Annotated in this window: 20 protein-coding genes, 1 tRNA gene and 1 pseudogene; 2 read left to right on the forward strand and 20 right to left on the reverse strand. The window is 68.2% G+C overall.

Annotated elements, in window-relative coordinates:
- Window position 1: 1 nt before the first annotated feature.
- From BN973_RS17695 to BN973_RS17705, 3 genes are read right to left on the reverse strand one after another with little or no spacing between them, the layout of a single operon-like run.
- The gene (locus BN973_RS17695; protein WP_036469771.1) at window positions 2–586 is read right to left on the reverse strand and encodes an alpha/beta hydrolase; all 585 of its coding nucleotides are present in this window, start codon (window positions 584–586) and stop codon (window positions 2–4) included.
- On the reverse strand, window positions 587–1,117 hold the full coding sequence (locus BN973_RS17700; RefSeq protein WP_036469773.1) for a YbhB/YbcL family Raf kinase inhibitor-like protein: 531 nt from the start codon (window positions 1,115–1,117) through the stop codon (window positions 587–589). It lies immediately after the preceding gene.
- A 27-nt stretch (window positions 1,118–1,144) separates the two neighbouring features.
- On the reverse strand, window positions 1,145–2,491 hold the full coding sequence (locus BN973_RS17705) for a M20/M25/M40 family metallo-hydrolase (protein WP_051641613.1): 1,347 nt from the start codon (window positions 2,489–2,491) through the stop codon (window positions 1,145–1,147).
- A gap of 131 nt (window positions 2,492–2,622) precedes the next feature.
- Here BN973_RS17705 and BN973_RS17710 point away from each other — a divergent pair.
- Window positions 2,623–2,708 (forward strand) — tRNA-Leu (locus BN973_RS17710).
- Window positions 2,709–2,772: 64 nt separating this feature from the next.
- Here BN973_RS17710 and BN973_RS17715 read toward each other — a convergent pair.
- The 5 genes from BN973_RS17715 to BN973_RS31105 form a co-directional block, all read right to left on the reverse strand.
- Window positions 2,773–3,279 carry an integrase core domain-containing protein gene (locus BN973_RS17715; protein ID WP_051641329.1) on the reverse strand — a complete coding sequence of 169 codons (507 nt, stop codon included), beginning with the start codon at window positions 3,277–3,279 and terminating at the stop codon, window positions 2,773–2,775.
- The gene (locus tag BN973_RS17720; RefSeq protein WP_036469779.1) at window positions 3,248–4,354 is read right to left on the reverse strand and encodes an IS110 family RNA-guided transposase; all 1,107 of its coding nucleotides are present in this window, start codon (window positions 4,352–4,354) and stop codon (window positions 3,248–3,250) included. The genes BN973_RS17715 and BN973_RS17720 overlap by 32 nt, the downstream gene beginning before the upstream one ends.
- Before the next feature lie 179 nt (window positions 4,355–4,533).
- The gene (locus BN973_RS17725; RefSeq protein ID WP_232232107.1) at window positions 4,534–5,316 is read right to left on the reverse strand and encodes a DDE-type integrase/transposase/recombinase; all 783 of its coding nucleotides are present in this window, start codon (window positions 5,314–5,316) and stop codon (window positions 4,534–4,536) included.
- A 436-nt stretch (window positions 5,317–5,752) separates the two neighbouring features.
- Entirely contained in the window at window positions 5,753–5,893 is a 141-nt protein-coding gene (locus BN973_RS31100) for a hypothetical protein (RefSeq protein WP_156959180.1), read from the reverse strand.
- A 45-nt stretch (window positions 5,894–5,938) separates the two neighbouring features.
- Window positions 5,939–6,094 carry a hypothetical protein gene (locus BN973_RS31105; protein ID WP_156959181.1) on the reverse strand — a complete coding sequence of 52 codons (156 nt, stop codon included), beginning with the start codon at window positions 6,092–6,094 and terminating at the stop codon, window positions 5,939–5,941.
- Between the two features lie 130 nt (window positions 6,095–6,224).
- On the opposite strand from BN973_RS31105, the pseudogene BN973_RS17730 reads away from it, so the two are divergent.
- Window positions 6,225–6,911 (forward strand): annotated as a pseudogene (locus BN973_RS17730) (phosphoribosyltransferase); the annotation flags it as partial.
- Between the two features lie 2 nt (window positions 6,912–6,913).
- On the opposite strand, the gene BN973_RS17735 reads toward BN973_RS17730, so the two are convergent.
- From BN973_RS17735 to murD, 12 genes are all read right to left on the reverse strand, one after another.
- Window positions 6,914–7,222: a membrane protein gene (locus BN973_RS17735; RefSeq protein ID WP_036469782.1), complete on the reverse strand. Its 309-nt coding sequence runs from the start codon at window positions 7,220–7,222 to the stop codon at window positions 6,914–6,916.
- A gap of 97 nt (window positions 7,223–7,319) precedes the next feature.
- Complete coding sequence (gene wag31, locus BN973_RS17740) at window positions 7,320–8,123, reverse strand: DivIVA-like cell division protein Wag31 (protein WP_036469785.1); 804 nt, start codon at window positions 8,121–8,123, stop codon at window positions 7,320–7,322.
- 247 nt (window positions 8,124–8,370) lie between these two features.
- A complete protein-coding gene (locus tag BN973_RS17745; protein ID WP_003878110.1) occupies window positions 8,371–8,661 on the reverse strand; it encodes a YggT family protein in 291 nt (96 codons plus the stop codon).
- Between the two features lie 156 nt (window positions 8,662–8,817).
- Window positions 8,818–9,459, reverse strand: a complete 642-nt coding sequence (locus BN973_RS17750; RefSeq protein ID WP_036469786.1) for a cell division protein SepF — start codon at window positions 9,457–9,459, stop codon at window positions 8,818–8,820.
- A gap of 68 nt (window positions 9,460–9,527) precedes the next feature.
- On the reverse strand, window positions 9,528–10,316 hold the full coding sequence (locus BN973_RS17755; protein WP_036472629.1) for a YggS family pyridoxal phosphate-dependent enzyme: 789 nt from the start codon (window positions 10,314–10,316) through the stop codon (window positions 9,528–9,530).
- 5 nt (window positions 10,317–10,321) lie between these two features.
- On the reverse strand, window positions 10,322–11,029 hold the full coding sequence (gene pgeF, locus BN973_RS17760) for a peptidoglycan editing factor PgeF (RefSeq protein WP_036469789.1): 708 nt from the start codon (window positions 11,027–11,029) through the stop codon (window positions 10,322–10,324).
- Between the two features lie 35 nt (window positions 11,030–11,064).
- Window positions 11,065–12,219: a cell division protein FtsZ gene (gene ftsZ, locus BN973_RS17765; protein WP_025735406.1), complete on the reverse strand. Its 1,155-nt coding sequence runs from the start codon at window positions 12,217–12,219 to the stop codon at window positions 11,065–11,067.
- A 223-nt stretch (window positions 12,220–12,442) separates the two neighbouring features.
- Entirely contained in the window at window positions 12,443–13,363 is a 921-nt protein-coding gene (ftsQ, locus tag BN973_RS17770; RefSeq protein WP_036469790.1) for a cell division protein FtsQ, read from the reverse strand.
- Window positions 13,360–14,829: a UDP-N-acetylmuramate--L-alanine ligase gene (murC, locus tag BN973_RS17775; RefSeq protein WP_036469793.1), complete on the reverse strand. Its 1,470-nt coding sequence runs from the start codon at window positions 14,827–14,829 to the stop codon at window positions 13,360–13,362. Before murC ends, ftsQ begins: the two co-directional genes overlap by 4 nt.
- Window positions 14,826–16,055, reverse strand: a complete 1,230-nt coding sequence (gene murG, locus BN973_RS17780; RefSeq protein WP_036469795.1) for an undecaprenyldiphospho-muramoylpentapeptide beta-N-acetylglucosaminyltransferase — start codon at window positions 16,053–16,055, stop codon at window positions 14,826–14,828. Before murG ends, murC begins: the two co-directional genes overlap by 4 nt.
- Entirely contained in the window at window positions 16,052–17,734 is a 1,683-nt protein-coding gene (gene ftsW, locus BN973_RS17785) for a putative lipid II flippase FtsW (protein ID WP_036469798.1), read from the reverse strand. The genes murG and ftsW overlap by 4 nt, the downstream gene beginning before the upstream one ends.
- A 6-nt stretch (window positions 17,735–17,740) precedes the next feature.
- The gene (gene murD / locus BN973_RS17790; protein WP_036469799.1) at window positions 17,741–19,189 is read right to left on the reverse strand and encodes a UDP-N-acetylmuramoyl-L-alanine--D-glutamate ligase; all 1,449 of its coding nucleotides are present in this window, start codon (window positions 19,187–19,189) and stop codon (window positions 17,741–17,743) included.
- Between the last annotated feature and the right edge of the window lies 1 nt (window position 19,190).

A 19,190-nucleotide genomic window follows, 5' to 3' on the forward strand; every position in this document is an offset into this window, starting at 1 on the left:
GTTACGCATCGGCCAGATATTCGGCGACGAAGTCCGCGGTGCGGCGGTGCCATTCACCGGCGCACCGCAACATGGCATGGCCCTCGCCCTCGATGCCCACCCACTGGGCGTCCAGCCCGCGCTCTCGGGCTCGCAGCGTCTGGACGCGCGAGGCCTCGGGATCGGTGCGGGTGTCGGCGGTGCCGTGCACGACCCGCAGCCGGGTCGATAGCGGAATCAGATCACCGTCGTCGCGGGGCCAGTACGGCGCGAGTGCGACCACGGCGCCGATCTGGCCATCGGCGGCCAGCCGCGCCGCGACGCGACCACCCATCGAATGCCCAACCACCACAATGTTTTTCGGCTCGAACCGGCGTCGGACATCGTCCAGCACCGCGTTGGCGTCGGCGACCGCGTCGTAACGCGGACTGTTCCATCCGCGCAGCCGGTACTGGACCCGTCGCACCTCGACGCCGCGGCCCAGCCGGTAGCGCAGGGCGGCGGCGACCAACATCATCCGGACGTTGGCGCCCTGCCACCACCGCGACGCCTCGTCGCTGCGCACGCGCCCGCCCGGCAGGACGAGCACACACGCGCGAGGTTTCACCTACTTCTGTTCGTAGGTGCCGTGAATGTAGGCCCGCGCGATCGCGTGCTGGAACAGGTTGAAGCCGAGGAACGCCGGGCTGGCGTCCTCGCTGAGGTCGAGCTTGTCGACGTCGACGGCGTGCACCGCGACGTAGTAGCGATGGGGGCCGTGCCCGGGCGGCGGCGCGGCACCGATGAAGCGCCGCATACCGGCATCGTTGACCAGCTGCTGTGCGCCGCCGGGCAGCTCGCGCCCGTCGCCCGCGTCCGCGGGCAGCTCGGTGACGTCGGCGGGCAGGTTGGCCACGGCCCAGTGCCAGAAGCCGGACAGCGTCGGGGCGTCGGGGTCATAGACGGTGACCGCGAAGCTGCGCGTCTCGGCGGGGAATCCCGACCAGCTCAGCTGCGGGCTGACGTCTTCTCCCCCGGCGCCCATGATCCCGCTGACCTGCGGCCTGGCCAGCGATTGACCGTCGGTGATCGAGGTCGAGGTCACGGTGAACGACGGCAGCTTGGGCAGCGCGTCGTACGGGTCGACCGTCTTGCTCATGGGTGATCCTCTCGTTGGCGTTGTTTTCTAGCAATGGGTCAAAAAGTGGGCCAGCACGTCGGTGCCGAACCGCAGCGCATCGACGGGTACCCGCTCATCGACGCCGTGGAACAGCGACGCGAAATCCAATTCCGGCGGCAGCCGCAGCGGCGCGAAGCCGAAGCAGCGAATTCCCAAGCGCGCGAAGGCTTTCGCATCGCTACCACCGGAGAGCATATAGGGCACCGTGCGTCCGTCGGGGTCGACCGCCAGCACCGCGGCGTTCATGGCGTCGACGAGGTCGCCGTCGAAGGTGGTCTCGTAGGACGGCAAGTCCCTGATCCACTCCCGGGTGACGTCCGGGCCGAGCAACTCGTCGATCTCGGCCTCGAACGCGGCTTGCCGGCCGGGCAGCACGCGGCAGTCGATCACCGCCTCGGCGCTGCCGGGGATCACGTTGGCCTTGTACCCGGCCTTGAGCATGGTCGGGTTGGCGGTGTCCCGAACGATCGCCTTCAGCATCCGTGCCATCGGGCCGAGCTTTTCGATCACGCCCTCCAGATCGTCGGAGTCGGTGTCGAAGGTCAGGCCGGTCTCGTCGCTGATGGCGCCCAGGAACTCGACGACGGTGTCGGTCAGCACCAGCGGAAACTGGTGCCGGCCGATCCGGGCGACCGCCTCGGCGAGCAGCGTGACCGCGTTGCGGTCGTTGGCCATCGAGCCGTGCCCCGCCTGCCCCCGGGCGGTCAGCTTCATCCACTGCATGCCCTTCTCGGCCGTCTCGATCAGATACAGCCGGCGTTCGCCGCCGTCGCGACGCGGCACGGTCAGCGAGAACCCGCCCACCTCGCCGATCGCCTCGGTGACGCCTTCGAACAGGTCCGGACGGTTGTCGACCAGCCAGTGTGAGCCGTACCTGCCGCCGTGCTCCTCGTCGGCCACAAACGCGAACACCAGATCGCGTGGCGGCACGATGCCCGCCTGTTTCAACTGGCGGGCGACGACGATCATCATGCCGACCATGTCTTTCATGTCGACCGCGCCGCGACCCCAGACGTAGCCGTCCTCGACGGCGCCGGAGAACGGGTGCACGCTCCAGTCCGCGGGTTCGGCCGGCACGACGTCGAGGTGCCCGTGGATCAGCAGTGCGCCGCGTGCGCTGTCGGTGCCCTTGAGGCGGACGAACACGTTGGCCCGCCCAGCACCGCCGGATTCGAGATATTCGGGCTGGTAGCCGACCGCGGCGAGCTGCTCGGCGACCCAGTTGGCGCATTCGGCCTCGCCCTGGGTGGTCTCGGGATCACCGGTGTTGGTGGTATCGAACCGGATCAGCCTGCTGACAACCTCGACTACATCGTCACTCGGATGGTTGGGAGCGCCGGTCTCAACTGTCACAACCACCTTTCCTACCACTGCCCGGGTTACCCGGCTCGGGCAGCGGACGCCGAGGGCCGCGCCGACGGCGAGCTAACTTGGGTCCGCACGGGCCGATCCGCTAGCCTTAGCTGCCAACTCTCGTTGGTCTGGTCCGAGTGGCGGAATGGCAGACGCGCTAGCTTGAGGTGCTAGTGCCCTACTAATGGGCGTGGGGGTTCAAGTCCCCCCTCGGACACATTTGTGATGAGTCGAGTCATCGTTTACTCATGAGTCGCGTGATCGTTGACTGATGAGTCGCGTCATCGTTTGCGCAGTCCCTGGGTTTGTCGGGGCCGTTTTGTGTTGGGCCAGTAGTTGCGCTCGGTGTTGATGGTGTGGCTGGCGATTAGCTGATGTGTGGGTCGGGCTATGACGGTGACGGTGGTGGTGGTGACGAGGATGAGGACTTTGGTGCCGGCGTGGGCGCGGCCGATGCCGAGGTGGCGCAATCGGCTGGCGTAGCGCAGGGTGAGTTTGCCGAATTGGTCGACGGTGTCGTGGCGGATGCGGAAGTGCTCGCCGGCGGGCTGGCCGGGCGGGGCGGCTTTGGGCAGGGCGGTGTAGGCCTGGGCGGGCGTGGCGCCTGCGGGCAGCGCGCGGTGGGGGCGGTGGTTGTTGTAGCGGCCGCGGAAGTCATCGAGCAGGGTTTGCAGCTCGGCCAGCGCGGCCGGGCGGGGGCGCGATCCCAGCCAGCGTTTGAGGGTTTGGTGGAAGCGTTCGATGCTCCTATGTTTGTCAAGCGGCGGCGGGTTGTGCTGTGGCCGCACGGGATTCGGGTTCAGGGCGTGGGAGGTTCGCGTAGATTTCCCGGGCGATGTAGCGCTTGAGGCAGCGGATGATTTCGCGCTTGCTGAGGCCTTCGTTAGTGCGTCGTTCGACGTAGGTGCGGGTGGGTTCGTGGTGGCGCATACGCACGATGGTCACGATATAGAGCGCGCTGTTGGCTTGGCGGTCGCCGCTGCGGGATAGGCGATGGCGCCCGGTGGTCCGACCGCTGCTGGCGGGCTGCGGGGCCACGCCGCAGAGTTTGGCGAAGGCTGCTTCGTTGCGGATGCGGTCAGGGTTGTCGCCGGCCGTGACGAGGAATTGGCCCGCGAGTTCGGTACCGACCCCGAAGAGCTCGACCAATTTGGGTGCAGCCAGACCGACCATGGCAGCGATCTGCTGATTGAGTGACTTGATTTCGGTATCGAGGACTTTCCAGCGGCGGGCCAGATCCCGCAGCGCTATTTTCACGCCAGCGAGCAGCAGTCGATCGGGGTCGCTGGCAAGTGTGGCGAGGTCGTCGGTTTCGGGACGAAGGTGCAGGCAACGGTTGACGAGGGTGCGTTTGGTCAGATCGACCAGGTCGTCACGCAACGGTGACGGTGCTCCGATCATCACGCCGAAGAGGTTGTTGAATGCCTGGGTGCGGGCCTTGACGGCGCTGGCTCGCGTAACACGCAGGGTGCGAATCACTTCGACCATCCCGGATTTGGCCTTCGGGATAGCGGTCGAAGTGCGGCCCAGGACAGCGCGGGCAATGTTTTCGGCATCGAGGCGATCAGATTTGCCGTCCATGCGACGCGCCACACGATTGGGCCGGTTTACTTCGACGACGTGTTCCCCGGCCGCGGTCAGCGCCCGGGTTAATGTCGCTCCGAACGAGCCGGTGCTCTCCACGCCGATCGCCCGCAGGGGCCCAAAGGCTCGCATCCACGACAGTAAGGCCGCGTAGCCGCGATCGGTCGCGGGGAACTGTTGATGCCCACGAAGCCGACCGAGCGTGTCGATGACCGCCGCGTAGTGGGTGTGTTTGTGGGTGTCGACACCGCCGATGACATCGCCGTCTTCTGTTGTCATGATGAAATTCGCTCCTCCGTTAGGGCTGAACTGACGGGTGGGGCGAACCGGTCGGGCGGAGCGACAGGTCTGTGATGGGGCTTCTAGTCCAAGCTCCTATCAGGTCAGATCCGTCTGGCCGGTGCGACCCGCGATGTTGCACCGGAATCGGTCGACAAATCGAACGCAGGACACCATGGTCATACCTTGGCCGGGGTCAGACCGATCCGGTGCAACATCGGCGATAAGTCTTCACAGACTTTGCCCTGGGTTTGGGGATGGCCTGGATGACCGTTTTTCTGGGTGACGCCCAAGGCCTGGAGGAGTAGCTCGAATTCGTTGTGGCCGTGGGTGAATCGTGAGGTGTAGACCGCGCCGTTGTCGGTGAGGGTGGCGGCGGGCAGTCCGTAGGTGTTGACGGTGTCGGTGAAGCTGGCCACGACGTCGGGGCCGGCCACGCGCCGGTAGGCGGTGCAGGTCAGCAGGTAGCGGGAGTGGTCGTCGAGCCAGTTGAGGATTTCCACCTCGGTGCCATCAGCTAGCCACCAATGGGTGAAGTCGGATTGCCAGCATTGGTTGGGTTGGGCGGCTTGGAATCGGTGATAAGAGCTCTTGGGGCGCTTGCGCGGCTGCGGGGTGATCAGGCCGTGGTGGTGCAAGATGCGACGGATGGTTGAGGTCGATGGCACCGGCAAGCCCTGGCGGGAAAGATGCCATTGCAACGTCAACGGTCCGGCATCTAGCCCATGGCTGACGAGATCTTCGCGCAGCCGCACGATCGCCGCGATCACCTCGTCGTCCACGGCGCGAGGGTTGCTGGATGGCCGTCGCGACCGCGCATCGACCGCTTCCAGCCCGCCTTCGCGGTAGCGGGCCAACAGTTGATGCACCCATTGCCGGGAGACACCGAATCGGTCGGCGGCCTGGCTGGGAGTCAGTTGCTCAGAGACAACGGCAAGAACGATTACTCGGGATTTCGACACCCGCCACAGCGTCAACGATGACGCGACTCATCGAGTCAACAATCACTGTCAACGATGACGCGACTCATCTGTCAACGATGTCGTGAACCCAGACACCCCCTCGGACACGCGACTGAGGCGAGCGGTGTGAATGCTCGCATTCACACCCGAGCCGATGGAGTGTGTTGACGAGCGGGTTCGGCAGAACCCGCGAGGAGCACACGCTGTGATGAGTCGCGTCATGGGTGACAGATGAGTCGCGTCATTGGTTACAGATTCCCCGGCTATCGGCCACGGACACACGACCACTGGTGACTTCAAGGACGACCACACCCGCTTTGGACACCGTCATGACGCGACTCGTCTGGTATCGGCACAGGTGTCACCCATGACGCGACTCATCTGTCACCTACGACGCGAACTCACCCCTCGGACACAATTGGGAAATGTCAGGCGACTAAAGCGCCGCGAGCAGGCTGTCGAAACCGTCGGGCATCGACGGGTGCGGGTAGGTGAGCTGCGTGACGATATCGATGCCGCGTTGCACGAGGATCTCGCCGGCGCAGTCGGCGACGTCGTCGTCTGCGCGGCTCAGCACGCGCGGACCGCGATCGAGGATGCGGTCACGGTAATCGCTTGTCCGTCAATGAGAATCGGCGAATCGGGCGTGGCCGGCCAGCACCGTCACCGTCTCGATCCATCGAGCGTCGCGAGCCGATGTCGCGCGATAGCGAGTCACCGCCTCGTGGCAGTGGTCCCGGTGGGCCGTGTCCGCGTCGATGTACTCGGAGCGGGACACCATCGATTTCGTAGGGACGCAACCGATGTATTGGCGGCGGGCCATGTTCGCCTGGCGTAGCTAACCAATCCCTTTGATACGTAAGCTATTCGATCAACGTGAGCGGGGCGCGTAAGCTAGGCCACTAACGATGAATCCACGCAACGGCTTCCTCCGCCGCACGGCGGCACGATCCTCACGAACCTTCGTGGACCGCCACGAAGCCGGTCGCGCGCTGGCCGAGCAGCTAACGGCTTATCGCGGCAAGGACAACGTACTGGTGCTCGGGCTGGCGCGCGGCGGTCTTCCGGTCGCCTGGGAGATCGCCTCGGCGCTGCACGCCGCGCTGGATGTGTTCCTGGTTCGCAAGCTCGGCGTGCCGCGCTGGTCGGAGCTCGCGATGGGCGCGCTGGCCAGCGGCGGCGGCGTGGTGATGAACGACAACGTGGTGTCCAGCCTGCACATCACCGACGAGCAGGTGCGCGAGGTCATCGACAGCGAGACGGCCGAGCTGACGCGACGCGAGCAGGCATATCGGGGTGGTCGCCCGATCGCCGACCCGGGGGGCAAGATCGTGATCCTGGTCGACGACGGCATCGCCACCGGCGCGAGCATGCTGGCCGCCGTCCGGGCGATCCGGGCAGCCGGACCGCAGTCGATCGTCGTGGCCGTCCCGGTCGGACCGCAGTCGGTCTGCCAAGAACTCGCACAGGTCGCCGACGACGTCGTGTGCACGACGATGCCGCCGGGATTCGAAGCGGTGGGACAGGTTTACGGCGACTTTCACCAGGTCGGCGACGACGAGGTGCGTCAACTGCTGAACACGCCGACGCGCTGAACCTACTTGGCCGAGTCCTCGCCGCGGGTTTCGGCCGCGACCGTCTCGTCGTCGGTCGGCCGCTCGGCAACGCTCTCGTCCGGTATTTCCTCCGGATAGTCGACCGCCTCATCGGCGGCCGGCTGCTCCGCGTCGGCTTCCTCACTGGTGTCGCGGCGCTGCCGCTCGCGCAGCGCGTCGACGATCAGCAGCACGACACCCAGGACGCTCGCGCCGATGCACACCCAGGCCACCAGCTCGTTGCTCGTCACGACCGCGAACACCAGGGCCACCAGCCCGATCAGGGCCAGTACCAGCGCAATGATCAGCATCGGTCATCCTCCAGCGGAAGGGCGGAACTGCCGGGTCGGTGTGCACATAAGTGTGCACATTAGTGTGCCGAACGGGGCGTCCAGCCACTACACCGGGCTAGTTACTACCCCGATTGAATTGGTCGAACCCGCCGGCGTCCGCACTGGAGTCGACGGGTGCCGCCGATCCGCGCTGGCCGAGTTCCTCGAGCTGGGACTCGAGGTAGGTCTTGAGGCGGGTCCGGTATTCGCGTTCGAAGGTGCGCAGCTGCTCGAGACGGCCTTCCAGCACGGTGCGCTGCTGGTTGATGGTGCCCATGATCTCGGAGTGCTTGCGTTCGGCGTCGGCCTGCAGGGCGTCGGCCTTCTCCTGCGCCTGACGCAACTGCGTCTCGGAGCGGGTTTGCGCGTCGGCCAGCATCGCGTCGGCGCGCTGACGGGCCTCGGTGACCGTGGCTTCGGCGGTCTGCCGGGCCTCGGTCATGATCTGGTCGGCGTTGGCGCGAGCATCGGACAGCAACTTGTCCGACTCGGCCTGCGCGGTGCTGGTCAGCCGGTCGGCGGTGTCCTGGGCCAGGCTCAGCACCCGGGCGGCCTTGAGGGCCTGCTCCTCGTTGGTGCCCGTCGCGGCCGGCGCGGCGGCCGCCTTCACCGGTTCCGGCTCGGGCTCGGGCTCGAAGACAGGGGCGACAGGGGCGGGGGCAGCAGTGGGGGCGGCGGCAGCGGCACCGCCACCGGCGGCCAATTCACGGTCGAGCTCCTCGACCCGCTGGCGCAGATCGGAGTTCTCTTCGATGAGTCGCGTCAGCTCGTTTTCCACCAGGTCGAGGAACGCGTCGACCTCGTCCTCGTTGTAACCGCGCTTGCCAATAGGCGGCTTACTGAACGCCACATTGTGGACGTCGGCTGGTGTAAGCGGCATTGTTTCGTCCCCTCAAGTTCCTGTCAAACGTTCTCGAAAGTGTAGAACGGTGTGGCAGCCGTTGTGCAACTGCCGCCCATCCTGTCACACCAGACCCGGCGGTCGCCGATTGCCCAATAAATAAGAACCAATTTCAAACGCTGAGAGCCATAAAATCTCAATCCTTAGAATTTGCAAATCGCGCGCATCAAACCGAGGCCGATCCGTGGCCAAACCGTCGCTTAGAGCCGCCGGAACATATCGCGGCTCACGCCGCGGCACCGAAAGCGAGCTGCATGCCGATGAACGCGACCAACAGCAGCACCATGATGGACAGGTCGAAGCGGACCGCACCGATGGTGAGTTGCGGGATCAGCCGACGCAGCAGTTTCACCGGCGGATCCGTGATCGACATGATGATCTCCAGGACCACCACGGTGATTCCGGTGGGATGCCAGTCACGGCTGAACGAGCGGATGAACTCGACGACGACCCGAGCGATCAGCAGCAGCCAAAAGATGAACAGCGCAAACCCAAGGATCTGAAAGAACAGCACCAACGAGAGCCCGACCTTACCGATGAGACGTCAACCGCCGCGCGATAGCGCGGACATCGCAAGAGTACCGACTCACCCCCCGAGCGGACATCTCAGATGCACCGCATCGGCGGGGCGGGTGTCCGGCACCGACCCCGCGCTCTAGCGGGGCAGATGTCGCTATTGGTAGGCGTAGAAGCCGGTTTCGGCGATCCGGCGGCGCTCCTCCGGCGAGACGTCGACGTCGGCGGGCGACAGCAGGAACACCTTGGTCGCGACCTTGTCGAACGAGCCACGCAGGGCGAACGCCAGCCCGGCCGCGAAGTCGACGAGCCGCTTGGCGTCCGCGTTGTCCATCGACACCAGGTCCATGATCACCGGGGTGCCGTCGCGGAACCGCTCACCGATGGTGCGGGCCTCGCTGTAGTCCTTGGGCCGCAGCGTGGTGATCTTCGACAGCGGGTGGCCCTCTTCGAACATCATCGCCATCCGGCGCGGGTCCATGGCCAGCGCACCGCGGGTCGAGCCGCTGCGCAGCCACGACCCCAGGCGCGGGCGGCCCATCTCGGGGCGGTCGAAGTCGCGGCCGCGGAACGGCGGCGGCTCGTCGGCGTAACCGCCGCGGTAGCCGGGGGGAGCGTAGTCGCCCGCGTCGCCACGCGGGTCGTCGTAGTCGGGGCCGTCATAGCCGCGGCCGTAGCCGTCGTCGAAGCGAGCACGAGGGAAACCGCGGGAAGGTGCGCGGTCGTCGTAATACTCGTCCTCGTAGTCGTCCATCGGGGCCATGCCGAAATAGGCCTTGACCTTGTGCAGTGTGCTCATTGCGTATGACCCCTTCTAGCCCATGGGATTTCTGTTGTCTGTGATGAAGGTGTGACTACAGTGACTACTCACGGTGACGGTAGCCGCCGCGGGCCCAATAGCGCGGTACCGACACGCACACACGTCGAACCGTGTTTTACGGCAATTTCGAAATCGTTGGACATGCCGGCGGACAACCCGACCGCGTTCGGGTGTGCTTCGAGCACCCGGCGGTGCACGGATTGCAGCCGCTCGAACGCCGCTTCGGGGTCGGCGTCCAGCGGCGGAATGCCCATGAGCCCGACCAATTCCAGGCCTTGGGCCTCCTCGACCTGCGCACACACCTCGTCCAGGGCCCCCGGGGCGGCGATGTCGATGCCGCCACGTGCGACGTCGCCGTCCAGACTGACCTGAACGTAGATGCGCAGCGGGTGCCGGCGTCCACCGTCGGCCAAGGTCGCCGTTACCGCCCGTTCCAGCGCCGTTACCAGTTGCGGGCTGTCGATCGAGTGGGCGGTGTGCGCCCAGCGCGCCAGCGAACGCGCCTTCTTGCGCTGAATCTGTCCCACCATGTGCCACTGCAACTCTCGCGAATCCGGCCGCCCGAAAGCGTTCGTCAAACGAGTGAGTTCCGCCACCTTTGCCGCCGCTTCTTGGTCCCGCGATTCACCTACCGATCGACAACCCAATCGAGACAAAATCGCGACATCGGTTGCCGGAAAGAATTTGGTAATTGGCAGAAGTTCAATTTCGCTGACATTGCGGCCCGCCGCTTGCGCGGCCGTCGCTAGTCGCGAACGCACTGCCGCCAACGCATGTGTCAATTCGGTTTCGCGGTTGCCCTGACTCGGTCCCGCGTCCGGCATTCCAACCGCCATGGCGGTCACTCCATCCAGACCAGCGACGCCAGCCGGCCGGTCGGCGCGTCGCGGCGATGGCTGAACAGAGTGGCGTCGGCGACCGTGCAGCGCGGATCGATGTCGATCGATGTGACACCCAAATCCTTTAGCTGACAAGCGATTCCGGCTCGAAGATCCAGAGCCGGCTTTCCGTTTGCGGTGGTGGCTCTGCTGCCCGGCAGGGCCGCCTCGACCTCGTCGGCCATCGCCGCGGGCACTTCGTAGTTGCGCCCGCTGACCGCGGGGCCCAGCAGCGCCGAGATGTCGTCGGGCGTCGCGCCCAGCTGCAGCATCGCCTCGAGGGTGCGCGCCACCACTCCCCGCTGCGCACCGACGCGCCCGGCGTGGATCGCGGCGGCCACCCCCGCGCGCGCGTCGCCCAGCAATACCGGCACGCAGTCGGCGGTCACCACCGCCAACGCCAGCCGGGGCGTGCGCGTCACCAACGCGTCGGTGTCGTCGAAGGCGGTCTTTCGTGGCTCCTCGACGACCGCGACCCGATCACCGTGCACCTGGTTCATCCACACCACCCGGTCGGCGCCCAGGCCGATGGCGCGGGCCAGCCGGGCGCGGTTGGCGGCCACCGCTGCGGGGTCGTCACCGACATGGTCGCCGAGGTTGAAGGTGTCGAAGGGCGGCTTCGAGACGCCGCCCGCTCGGGTGGTCGTCACTCGCCGGATGCGAACGCTCACATGACCAGTATCCGGAGCGTCGCGTTTCCCGAGCGTCAGCGGCGCATGAAGGGCGGCACATCGACGTCGTCGTCATCGCCACCGATACTCAGCGTCGCGCCGTTGGTGTGCACCGGCACGCTGACGGCGTCGACCGGCTCGAACAGCGTCGAGGTGAGCTTGCCCGCCTTGGCCGACTCGATCCGGTGCGCTCCGCCGGCCTTCTCCCCCTTGTCGGCCCCGATCACGGGTTTGCGTCCGGGCCCGGCCGCGTCGAAGCCCGCCGCGATGACCGTGACGCGCACCTCGTCGCCCAGCGAGTCGTCGATCACGGTGCCGAAGATGATGTTGGCGTCCTGGTGGGCGGCGTCCTGCACCAGCGACGCCGCCTCGTTGATCTCGAACAGGCCCAGGTCGCTGCCGCCGGCGATCGACATCAGCACGCCCTGGGCGCCCTCCATCGAGGCTTCCAGCAGCGGCGAGTTGATCGCGATCTCGGCGGCCTTGAGCGAGCGGCCCTCGCCGCGGGCCGAGCCGATGCCCATCAGGGCGGTGCCGGCGCCGGACATGATGCCCTTGACGTCGGCGAAGTCCACGTTGATCAGACCGGGCGTGGTGATCAGGTCGGTGATGCCCTGGACACCGTTGAGCAGCACCTCGTCGGCGCTGCGGAACGCGTCCATCAGCGACACCGCGGCATCGCCCATCTGCAGCAGTCGGTCGTTGGGAATCACGATCAGGGTGTCGCAGCTCTCGCGCAGCGCGTTGATGCCGTTCTCGGCCTGATTGCTGCGGCGTTTGCCCTCGAAAGAGAACGGCCGGGTGACCACGCCGACGGTCAACGCGCCCAGCTTGCGCGCGATGCTGGCGACGACCGGCGCCCCGCCGGTACCGGTTCCGCCGCCTTCACCGGCCGTGACGAACACCATGTCCGCACCGCGCAGCAGCTCTTCGATCTCGTCCTTGGCGTCCTCGGCGGCCTTGCGCCCGACCTCGGGATCGGCGCCGGCGCCCAACCCGCGGGTGGAATCGCGGCCCACGTCGAGCTTGACGTCGGCATCGCTCATCAACAGCGCCTGCGCATCGGTGTTGATCGCGATGAACTCGACGCCCTTGAGGCCCTGTTCGATCATCCGGTTGACGGCGTTGACGCCGCCGCCACCGATACCCACAACCTTGATGACGGCCAGGTAATTGTGCGGGGGGGTCATCATCTCGTCTTCCTCCCTGGTGGGGATTCGGTTCTTACCGGTACAGTGGCGGTTCCCCTGGCAAACTCTCAACCTCAACCATAGAGTTAGAGTTATGTCAAGTAGTTCCGCGCAACCAGAACGGTATGGGTACGACGCGCGCTAACCCCGCAGGCGCGCCGACGTGCCGCGCGCAAATTTTCGTCAATTTTTGGGCACTGAGCGGGCCCGGAGTGCCCGGTCGCTACTTGACGGTGGGCAAATCGGGGCTGGACACGTCGTAGGTCTTGCCCGGCTGCGTGAGCAGGGCGGCGAGCTTTTCGGCCTTCTCGTCCGTGCGGTCGGTCGTGCCCCAGATCACCACCCGCCCGTCGCCGAGGGTCAGCGTGATCGAGGCCAGCGACGGCGCCGCGATCCGGCCCACCTGGTCGGCGACCTCGGGACGCAGCGCCAGCAGCACCTGCAGCGCGGCCTTGGTCGTCGGGTCGCTCGGCCCGGGATTGGTGACGTCGATGTACGGCAGCGCCGGTGGCGGCGGGCCGGTCGCGAAGTCGACGCCGTCGCGGTCGAACAGGTGCGGCCCGTCGGGAAAGTCCTTCACCACCACCGGAACTCGCTCGACGATCGTGATCCGCAGCGCCGACGGGTATTGCCGTTGCACGCGGGCGCTGGCCACCCGGCGGATCGCCGCCACCCGGTCGGCGACCTGGTTGGTGTTGATCTGCAGCAGCGGTGTGCCGACCCGCACCTGCGCGGCGTCCAGCACCTCTTCGCGGGACACCGCGCCGGTGCCGGTGACGACGATGTCGCGCGCCGACATCACCGGCGTGAAGTAGAGAATCAGCGCCAGGCCGACCCCGACGATGACCAACATCACGGTCGCGAGCAACATCTTCAGGCCCCGGACGACGCCGCGCGCGGGTTTTTTGGGCTGGCTGACGATGCGTCCGCTGGCCCGGCGCTTGGCTTCGCGGCGCGCTTGCTCGATCGCGGTCGCCCGTTCCTGCGCGGCACGGCGCTCGGCGCGTTCGCGGCGGGCCCGGCGGCGGGGTCCCTCGAATTCGGCTTGCTCGCCCGTGGATTGACCGGTTTCGGGCCGAGCTTCTTCAACGGGGATCGGCTCGGTGACCGCGCTCTCATCGACGGGCGGGGTGGGCTCGGTCATCGCAACACCCCGGGCGCACCGGGCGCGCTGCGGTTGGCGCGCACCCGCAGCGCGGCCACGATCTCGGCCCCCAGCAGCGTCACGTCGCCGGCGCCCATCGTCACGATGACGTCCCCGGGACCGGCCGCCGCGGCGACCTGCTCGGCGACCGCGGAGAAATCGGCCAGGTAGCGCGCCGGCACGCTGACATGCTCGGCGACGGTGGCCCCGCTGACGCCGGCCAACGGCTGTTCGCGCGCGCCGTACACGTCGAGCACGAACACCTCGTCGGCGGCGTCCAGCGCGTGACCGAACTCGGCAGCGAAAGCCTTTGTCCGCGAATACAAATGGGGCTGGAACACCACCACCGAGCGGCCCTCGCCGCCCTGCTCGACGACGGTGCGGACCGCCGCCAGCGTCGCGCTGATCTCGGTCGGATGGTGGGCGTAGTCGTCGAACACCCGCACCGACCCCACCGTTCCGACCAGTTCGAAGCGGCGTCGCACGCCCTCGAAACCGGCCAGCCCGTCGAGCACCTGGTCGATCGGTGCGCCGACCTCGATCGCGGCCAGCAACGCGCCGAGCGCGTTGAGCGCCATGTGCCGCCCGGGCACCGACAGCCGCATCGCCCGCACGGGTTGATCACCCAACCGGATGTGCGCGACGGCCCCGGTGCCCTGCTGCTCCCAGGACAGCAGCGTGCCGGCCAACTCCTGCTCCGACGCCCCTGGTGTCCCGGATCCGTAGCGCAGCACCCGGATGCCCAGTTCGGCGCTGCGCTGCGCCAGCGCGGCCGCTCCCGGGTCGTCGGTGCACACCACCAGCGCGCCGCCGGGGGCCAGCCGCTCCACGAACGAGTCGAAGACCGCGACGTAGGCGTCTTCGCTGCCGTAGAAGTCCAGGTGATCGGTCTCGATGTTGGTGACGACCGCGACGTTGGGCGTGTACTCGAGCAGCGAGCCGTCGCTTTCGTCGGCCTCGGCGACGAAGCAGTCGCCGCTGCCGTGGTGGGCGTTGGTGCCGGCCTCGCCGAGATCCCCGCCGACCGCGAACGAGGGGTCGCGCCCGCACTGCTGCAGGGCCACGACCAGCATCGACGTGGTCGTGGTCTTGCCGTGGGTGCCGGTGACCATCAGCGTGGTGCGCCCGTGCATCAGCTTGGCCAGCACGGTCGGCCGCAGCACCACCGGGATGCCGCGGCGGCGGGCCTCGACGAGCTCGGGGTTGGTCTTCGGGATGGCGGCGTGGGTGGTGATGACCGCGGTCGGGCCGCCGGGCAGCAGGTCCAGCCATGACGGGTCGTGTCCGATGCGGATCTGAGCGCCCCGGGCCCGCAGCGCGTGCACACCGCGCGACTCCTTGGCGTCGGAGCCGGAGACCTGCCCGCCGCGGTCCAGCAGGATGCGGGCGATGCCCGACATGCCGGCTCCCCCGATGCCCACCATGTGCACCCTTTGCAGGTCGGGGGGCAACTGGTCGGTGGTCATCGCGGCCCCCCGGCTGCCGGCCCCCTATCACGTGCTTGGCGCGCGACGTCCAGGGCCGCCTCGGCGACCTGGCGCGCGGCGTCCCGATGCCCCACCCGGGCGGCCGCGGCGGTCATCGCCGCCAGCCGCGGCGGGTCGGTGAGCAGCCCGATCACCTCCCGGGCCACCAGGTTCGGCGTCAGGACGGCGTCGGGGACAACCATGCCGCCGCCGGCGTTGACCACCGGCAGCGCGTTGAGCCGCTGCTCGCCGTTGCCGATCGGCAGCGGGACGTAGATGGCCGGCAGGCCGACGGCCGACACCTCGGCGACCGTCATCGCCCCGGAGCGGCAGATGGCCAGGTCGGCGGCCGCATAGGCCAGGTCCATCCGGTCCAGATACGGCACCGCCCGGTACGGCGGATCGCCCGGCTGCGGTTCGCGCAGCTCGAGGGTGTTCTTCGGGCCGTGCGCGTGCAGGACGGACACGCCCGCGGCGGCCAGGTCGGCCGCCGCCGCGGCGACCGCACGGTTCAGCGAGACCGCTCCCTGCGAACCGCCGAACACCAGTAGCACCCGCGCGTCGTCTGCGAACCCGAAGTGCCGGCGCGCCTGCGCTCGCAGCGCCGCGCGGTCCAGCGTGGTGATGGCGGCCCGCACCGGCACCCCGACCACCTCGGCGTGCCGCAGCCCGGAATCCGGCACCGCGGACAGCACCCGGTCCGCGGTGCGGGCACCGACCCGGTTGGCCAGCCCGGCGCGGGCGTTGGCCTCGTGAATCACCACCGGGATGCGGCGCCGTAACCTCGGAAAACCGCGGGCCGCGAGGTAGGCCGGCAGGGCCACGTAGCCGCCGAAACCCACCACCACGTCGGCGTCGACGAGGTCGAGCACCGAACGGGTCTCGCGCACGGCGCGCCACACCCGCGGTGGCAGCCGGGCCAGGTCACCGCTGGGTTTACGCGGCAGCGGGACCGGCGTGATCAGCTCGAGGTGGTAGCCGCGCGCGGGCACCAGCCGGGTCTCGAGTCCGCGCGCGGTGCCCAGCGCGGTGATCCGGACCCGCGGATCCAGCGCGCTCAGCGCATCGGCGACGGCCATCGCCGGCTCGACATGTCCGGCGGTGCCGCCGCCGGCCAATACGACCGACAGGGCGGCTTCGACCGATGGCCGGACCGATGATGCGGCACCGGCGGGCGAGGGATCTACCCCCTGCCCGCCGGCCGGCTGCTTGACCGTGTGGTTCACCCGTAACGCTGACCTTCCAATGCGCGAGCGCGCCGAGTCCGACGCTGACCGGCTCCCTGTCTGGGGTAGCGCTGATCAGATCCATGATGCCTTGACCGGGGTTCCGCGCGGGCGGCTGTCCGCCCGAAAACCGGCCGCAGCGGCGGCTCGGGCTCGCGGGCGGCATTGCGGGCCGGCGGCTCGGCTTTCCGGGCCGGGGCCTTGCGGCCACGTCCGGGGGCGGGTTGGCGCGGCGGTCGCGGCTGCGAGCGCGTCCGGTCGCGAAACGCCTCGAGCCGCGTCGGCGAATACGGTTCGGGAAGCGGCAGCCGCAGCAGGCGGTTCATCTTGTCGTCGCGCCCGGCGCGCAGCGCGGCCACCGCCTCGGGCTCGTGCCGTGCCGCGTTGCACATGATTCCGATCATGAAAAGCGTTGCGGCCGTGGATGTTCCACCCGCAGATATCAACGGCAGCTGCAGGCCGGTGACCGGCAGCACGCCGATCACGTAGCCGATGTTGATGAACGCCTGCCCAATGATCCACATCGTGGTGGTCGCGGTCAGCAGCCGCAGGAACGGGTCGGCCGAGCGGCGCGCGATCCGCATGCCGGTGTAGGCGAACAACCCGAACAGCGCCAGCAGCCCGAACGCCCCGATGAAGCCGAGCTCCTCACCGATGATCGCGAAGATGAAGTCGTTGTGGGCGTTGGGCAGGTAGTTCCATTTGGCGGTGCCCTGGCCGAGGCCGTCGCCGAAGATGCCGCCGTGGGCCAGCGCGAACTTCGCCTGACGGGCCTGATAACCGGTGTCCTGCGGGTCGTTCTCGGGGTTGATCCACGAGCGCACCCGCTCGGACCGGTAACCGGCGGACATGGCCAGCACCGCGCCGGCCAGGAAGACGGCCGCCAGCGACGTCCCGAAGACACGCAGCGGCAGCCCGGCGTACCACAGCAGGGCCAGCAGGATGATGCCCATCGACACCGTCTGCCCCAGGTCGGGCTGGGCCACGATCAGTCCCAGTGCGATGACGGCCGCCGGCACCAGCGGAATCAGCATCTCGCGCAGCGAGGCCCGCTCCATCCGCCGGGACGCCAGCAGGTGCGCACCCCAGATGGCGAACGCGATTTTGGCCAGCTCGGAGGGCTGCATCGAAAAGCCCGCGACGACGAACCACTTCCGCGAGCCATTGGCGAGGTTTCCGATGCCCGGCACCAGCACCAGGACCAGCAAGATGATGGTGACGAGGTAGGCCGGGAAAGCCACCCGGCGGATGAACCGCACCGGCAGCCGCATCGAGACGTAGGCGCCGAAGACCCCGATGATCGTCCACAGCACCTGCTTGCCGAAGATCACCCACGCCGACCCGTCGTCGCCGTAGGAACGCACGCCCGACGCCGAGAGCACCATGGTCAGGCCCAGCGTGGTCAGCAACCCGGCGATCGCGACGATCAGGTGAAACGAGGTCATGGGCCGGCCCAGCCAGGCGCCGAAGCGGGCGCCCGGACGGTGCTGCGGATCTTTGACCGGGACCTTTGTCGCCGCCGGGGCCTTGTCCTCTGGCGTTTCGTCCGCCTCGGGAGCGTCCGCGGTTTGCATCGCGTCCGTCGGCGCCTCGTCTTCGACGACGTCCGCCGCCTCGACCGGCGGGGCCTCGATCTTCTTCTTCCCCCGGCGTAGGCGCCGGGTCAGCGCGTTACCCACACCCGCCTACCGCAGCGCCGCGCGTACGGCGGCCGCGAATGCGTCACCACGGTCGGCGTAGCTGCTGAACTGGTCAAACGATGCGCCTGCCGGCGCCAGCAGCACCGTATCCCCCGCCTTTGCCAAATCACGAGCCGCCGCCACCGCAGCGGTCATTACGCGAGCGCCGAGACTATCCCCCACACTGTCAACTTTCGTCACATCAGTATCAGCAGTCGCATGCATACCAGCATCCTCGCCTGTCACAACCTGGACGACGGGGACATCGGGCGCGTGTCGCGATAACGCCTCGGCAACCTCTTGGCGGTCTCGGCCGATGAGCACGGCGCCGACCAGCCGAGATGCGATTCTGGCGACCTCCGCATCCAGCGAGGCGCCCTTGAGCAAACCGCCGGCCACCCATACCACCCGCGGGTAGGCCATGATCGAGGCCTCGGCGGCGTGCGGGTTGGTGGCCTTCGAATCGTCGACGTACCGAATGCCGTCGGCCACCGCGACGACCTCGCTGCGGTGGCGGCCCAGCTGGAACGTCGAGATGGCCTCCGCGATCGCGGCGGCGGGCACGTCGACGCTGCGGGCCAGCGCCGCCGCGGCCAGCGTGTCGAGCACGCCGACCGGGCCGGGCACCGGGATCGACGCGGCCGGCAGCAGCGCCAGATCGTCGGCAAACGCGCGATCGACCAGCAGACCGTCGCGGACACCGAGCTCCCCCGCGGCCGGCTCGCCGAGCCGGAAACCCACCCGCACCGGCGCCGCCGCGCCGCTCAGCAATGCGGCCGCGCGGCTGTCGTCCAGCCCGACGACCGCGACCCGGCCGCCCAGCACCCGGGCCTTGGCCGCGGTGTAGTCGGCCATCGACGCATGCCAATCGAGGTGGTCCTCGGCGATGTTGAGCACCACGCCCGCCTCGGGCCGCAGCGACGGTGCCCAAAACAGTTGGAAACTGGACAGTTCGACGGCCAGCAGGTCGGCCGGCTGGTCCAGGATGTCGAGCACCGGGTCGCCGATGTTGCCGCACAGCAGGCTGCGCCGCCCGCCGGCGATCAGCATGGCGTGCAGCATCGACGTGGTCGTGGTCTTGCCGTTGGTGCCGGTCACCACCAGCCAGCGCCGCGGCGTCCCGTAGCACCCCGCGGCGTCGAGGCGCCAGGCCAGTTCCACGTCGCCCCAGATCGGTACGCCCGCGGCAGCGGCGGCGGCCAACACCGGGGCCGACGGCTGGAATCCGGGGCTGGTGACCACCAGCGCATAATCTGCGATCTGCCGCACGGCGGTCGCGGGATCGACTGTGGGGACACCGTTTTCGGCGTGGGGGGCGAGCATGGCCGGATCGTCGTCGCACAGGGTGGCGTCGGCGCCGAACCGGGTCAGCGCGCCCAGGATCGCCCGGCCGGTCACCCGGGCACCGGCGATCAGGACCGGTGCACCCGCCACCAAGGGTTGCAGCCCGGGCATG

This window comes from Mycobacterium triplex (assembly GCF_000689255.1).
Taxonomy (GTDB): domain Bacteria; phylum Actinomycetota; class Actinomycetes; order Mycobacteriales; family Mycobacteriaceae; genus Mycobacterium; species Mycobacterium triplex.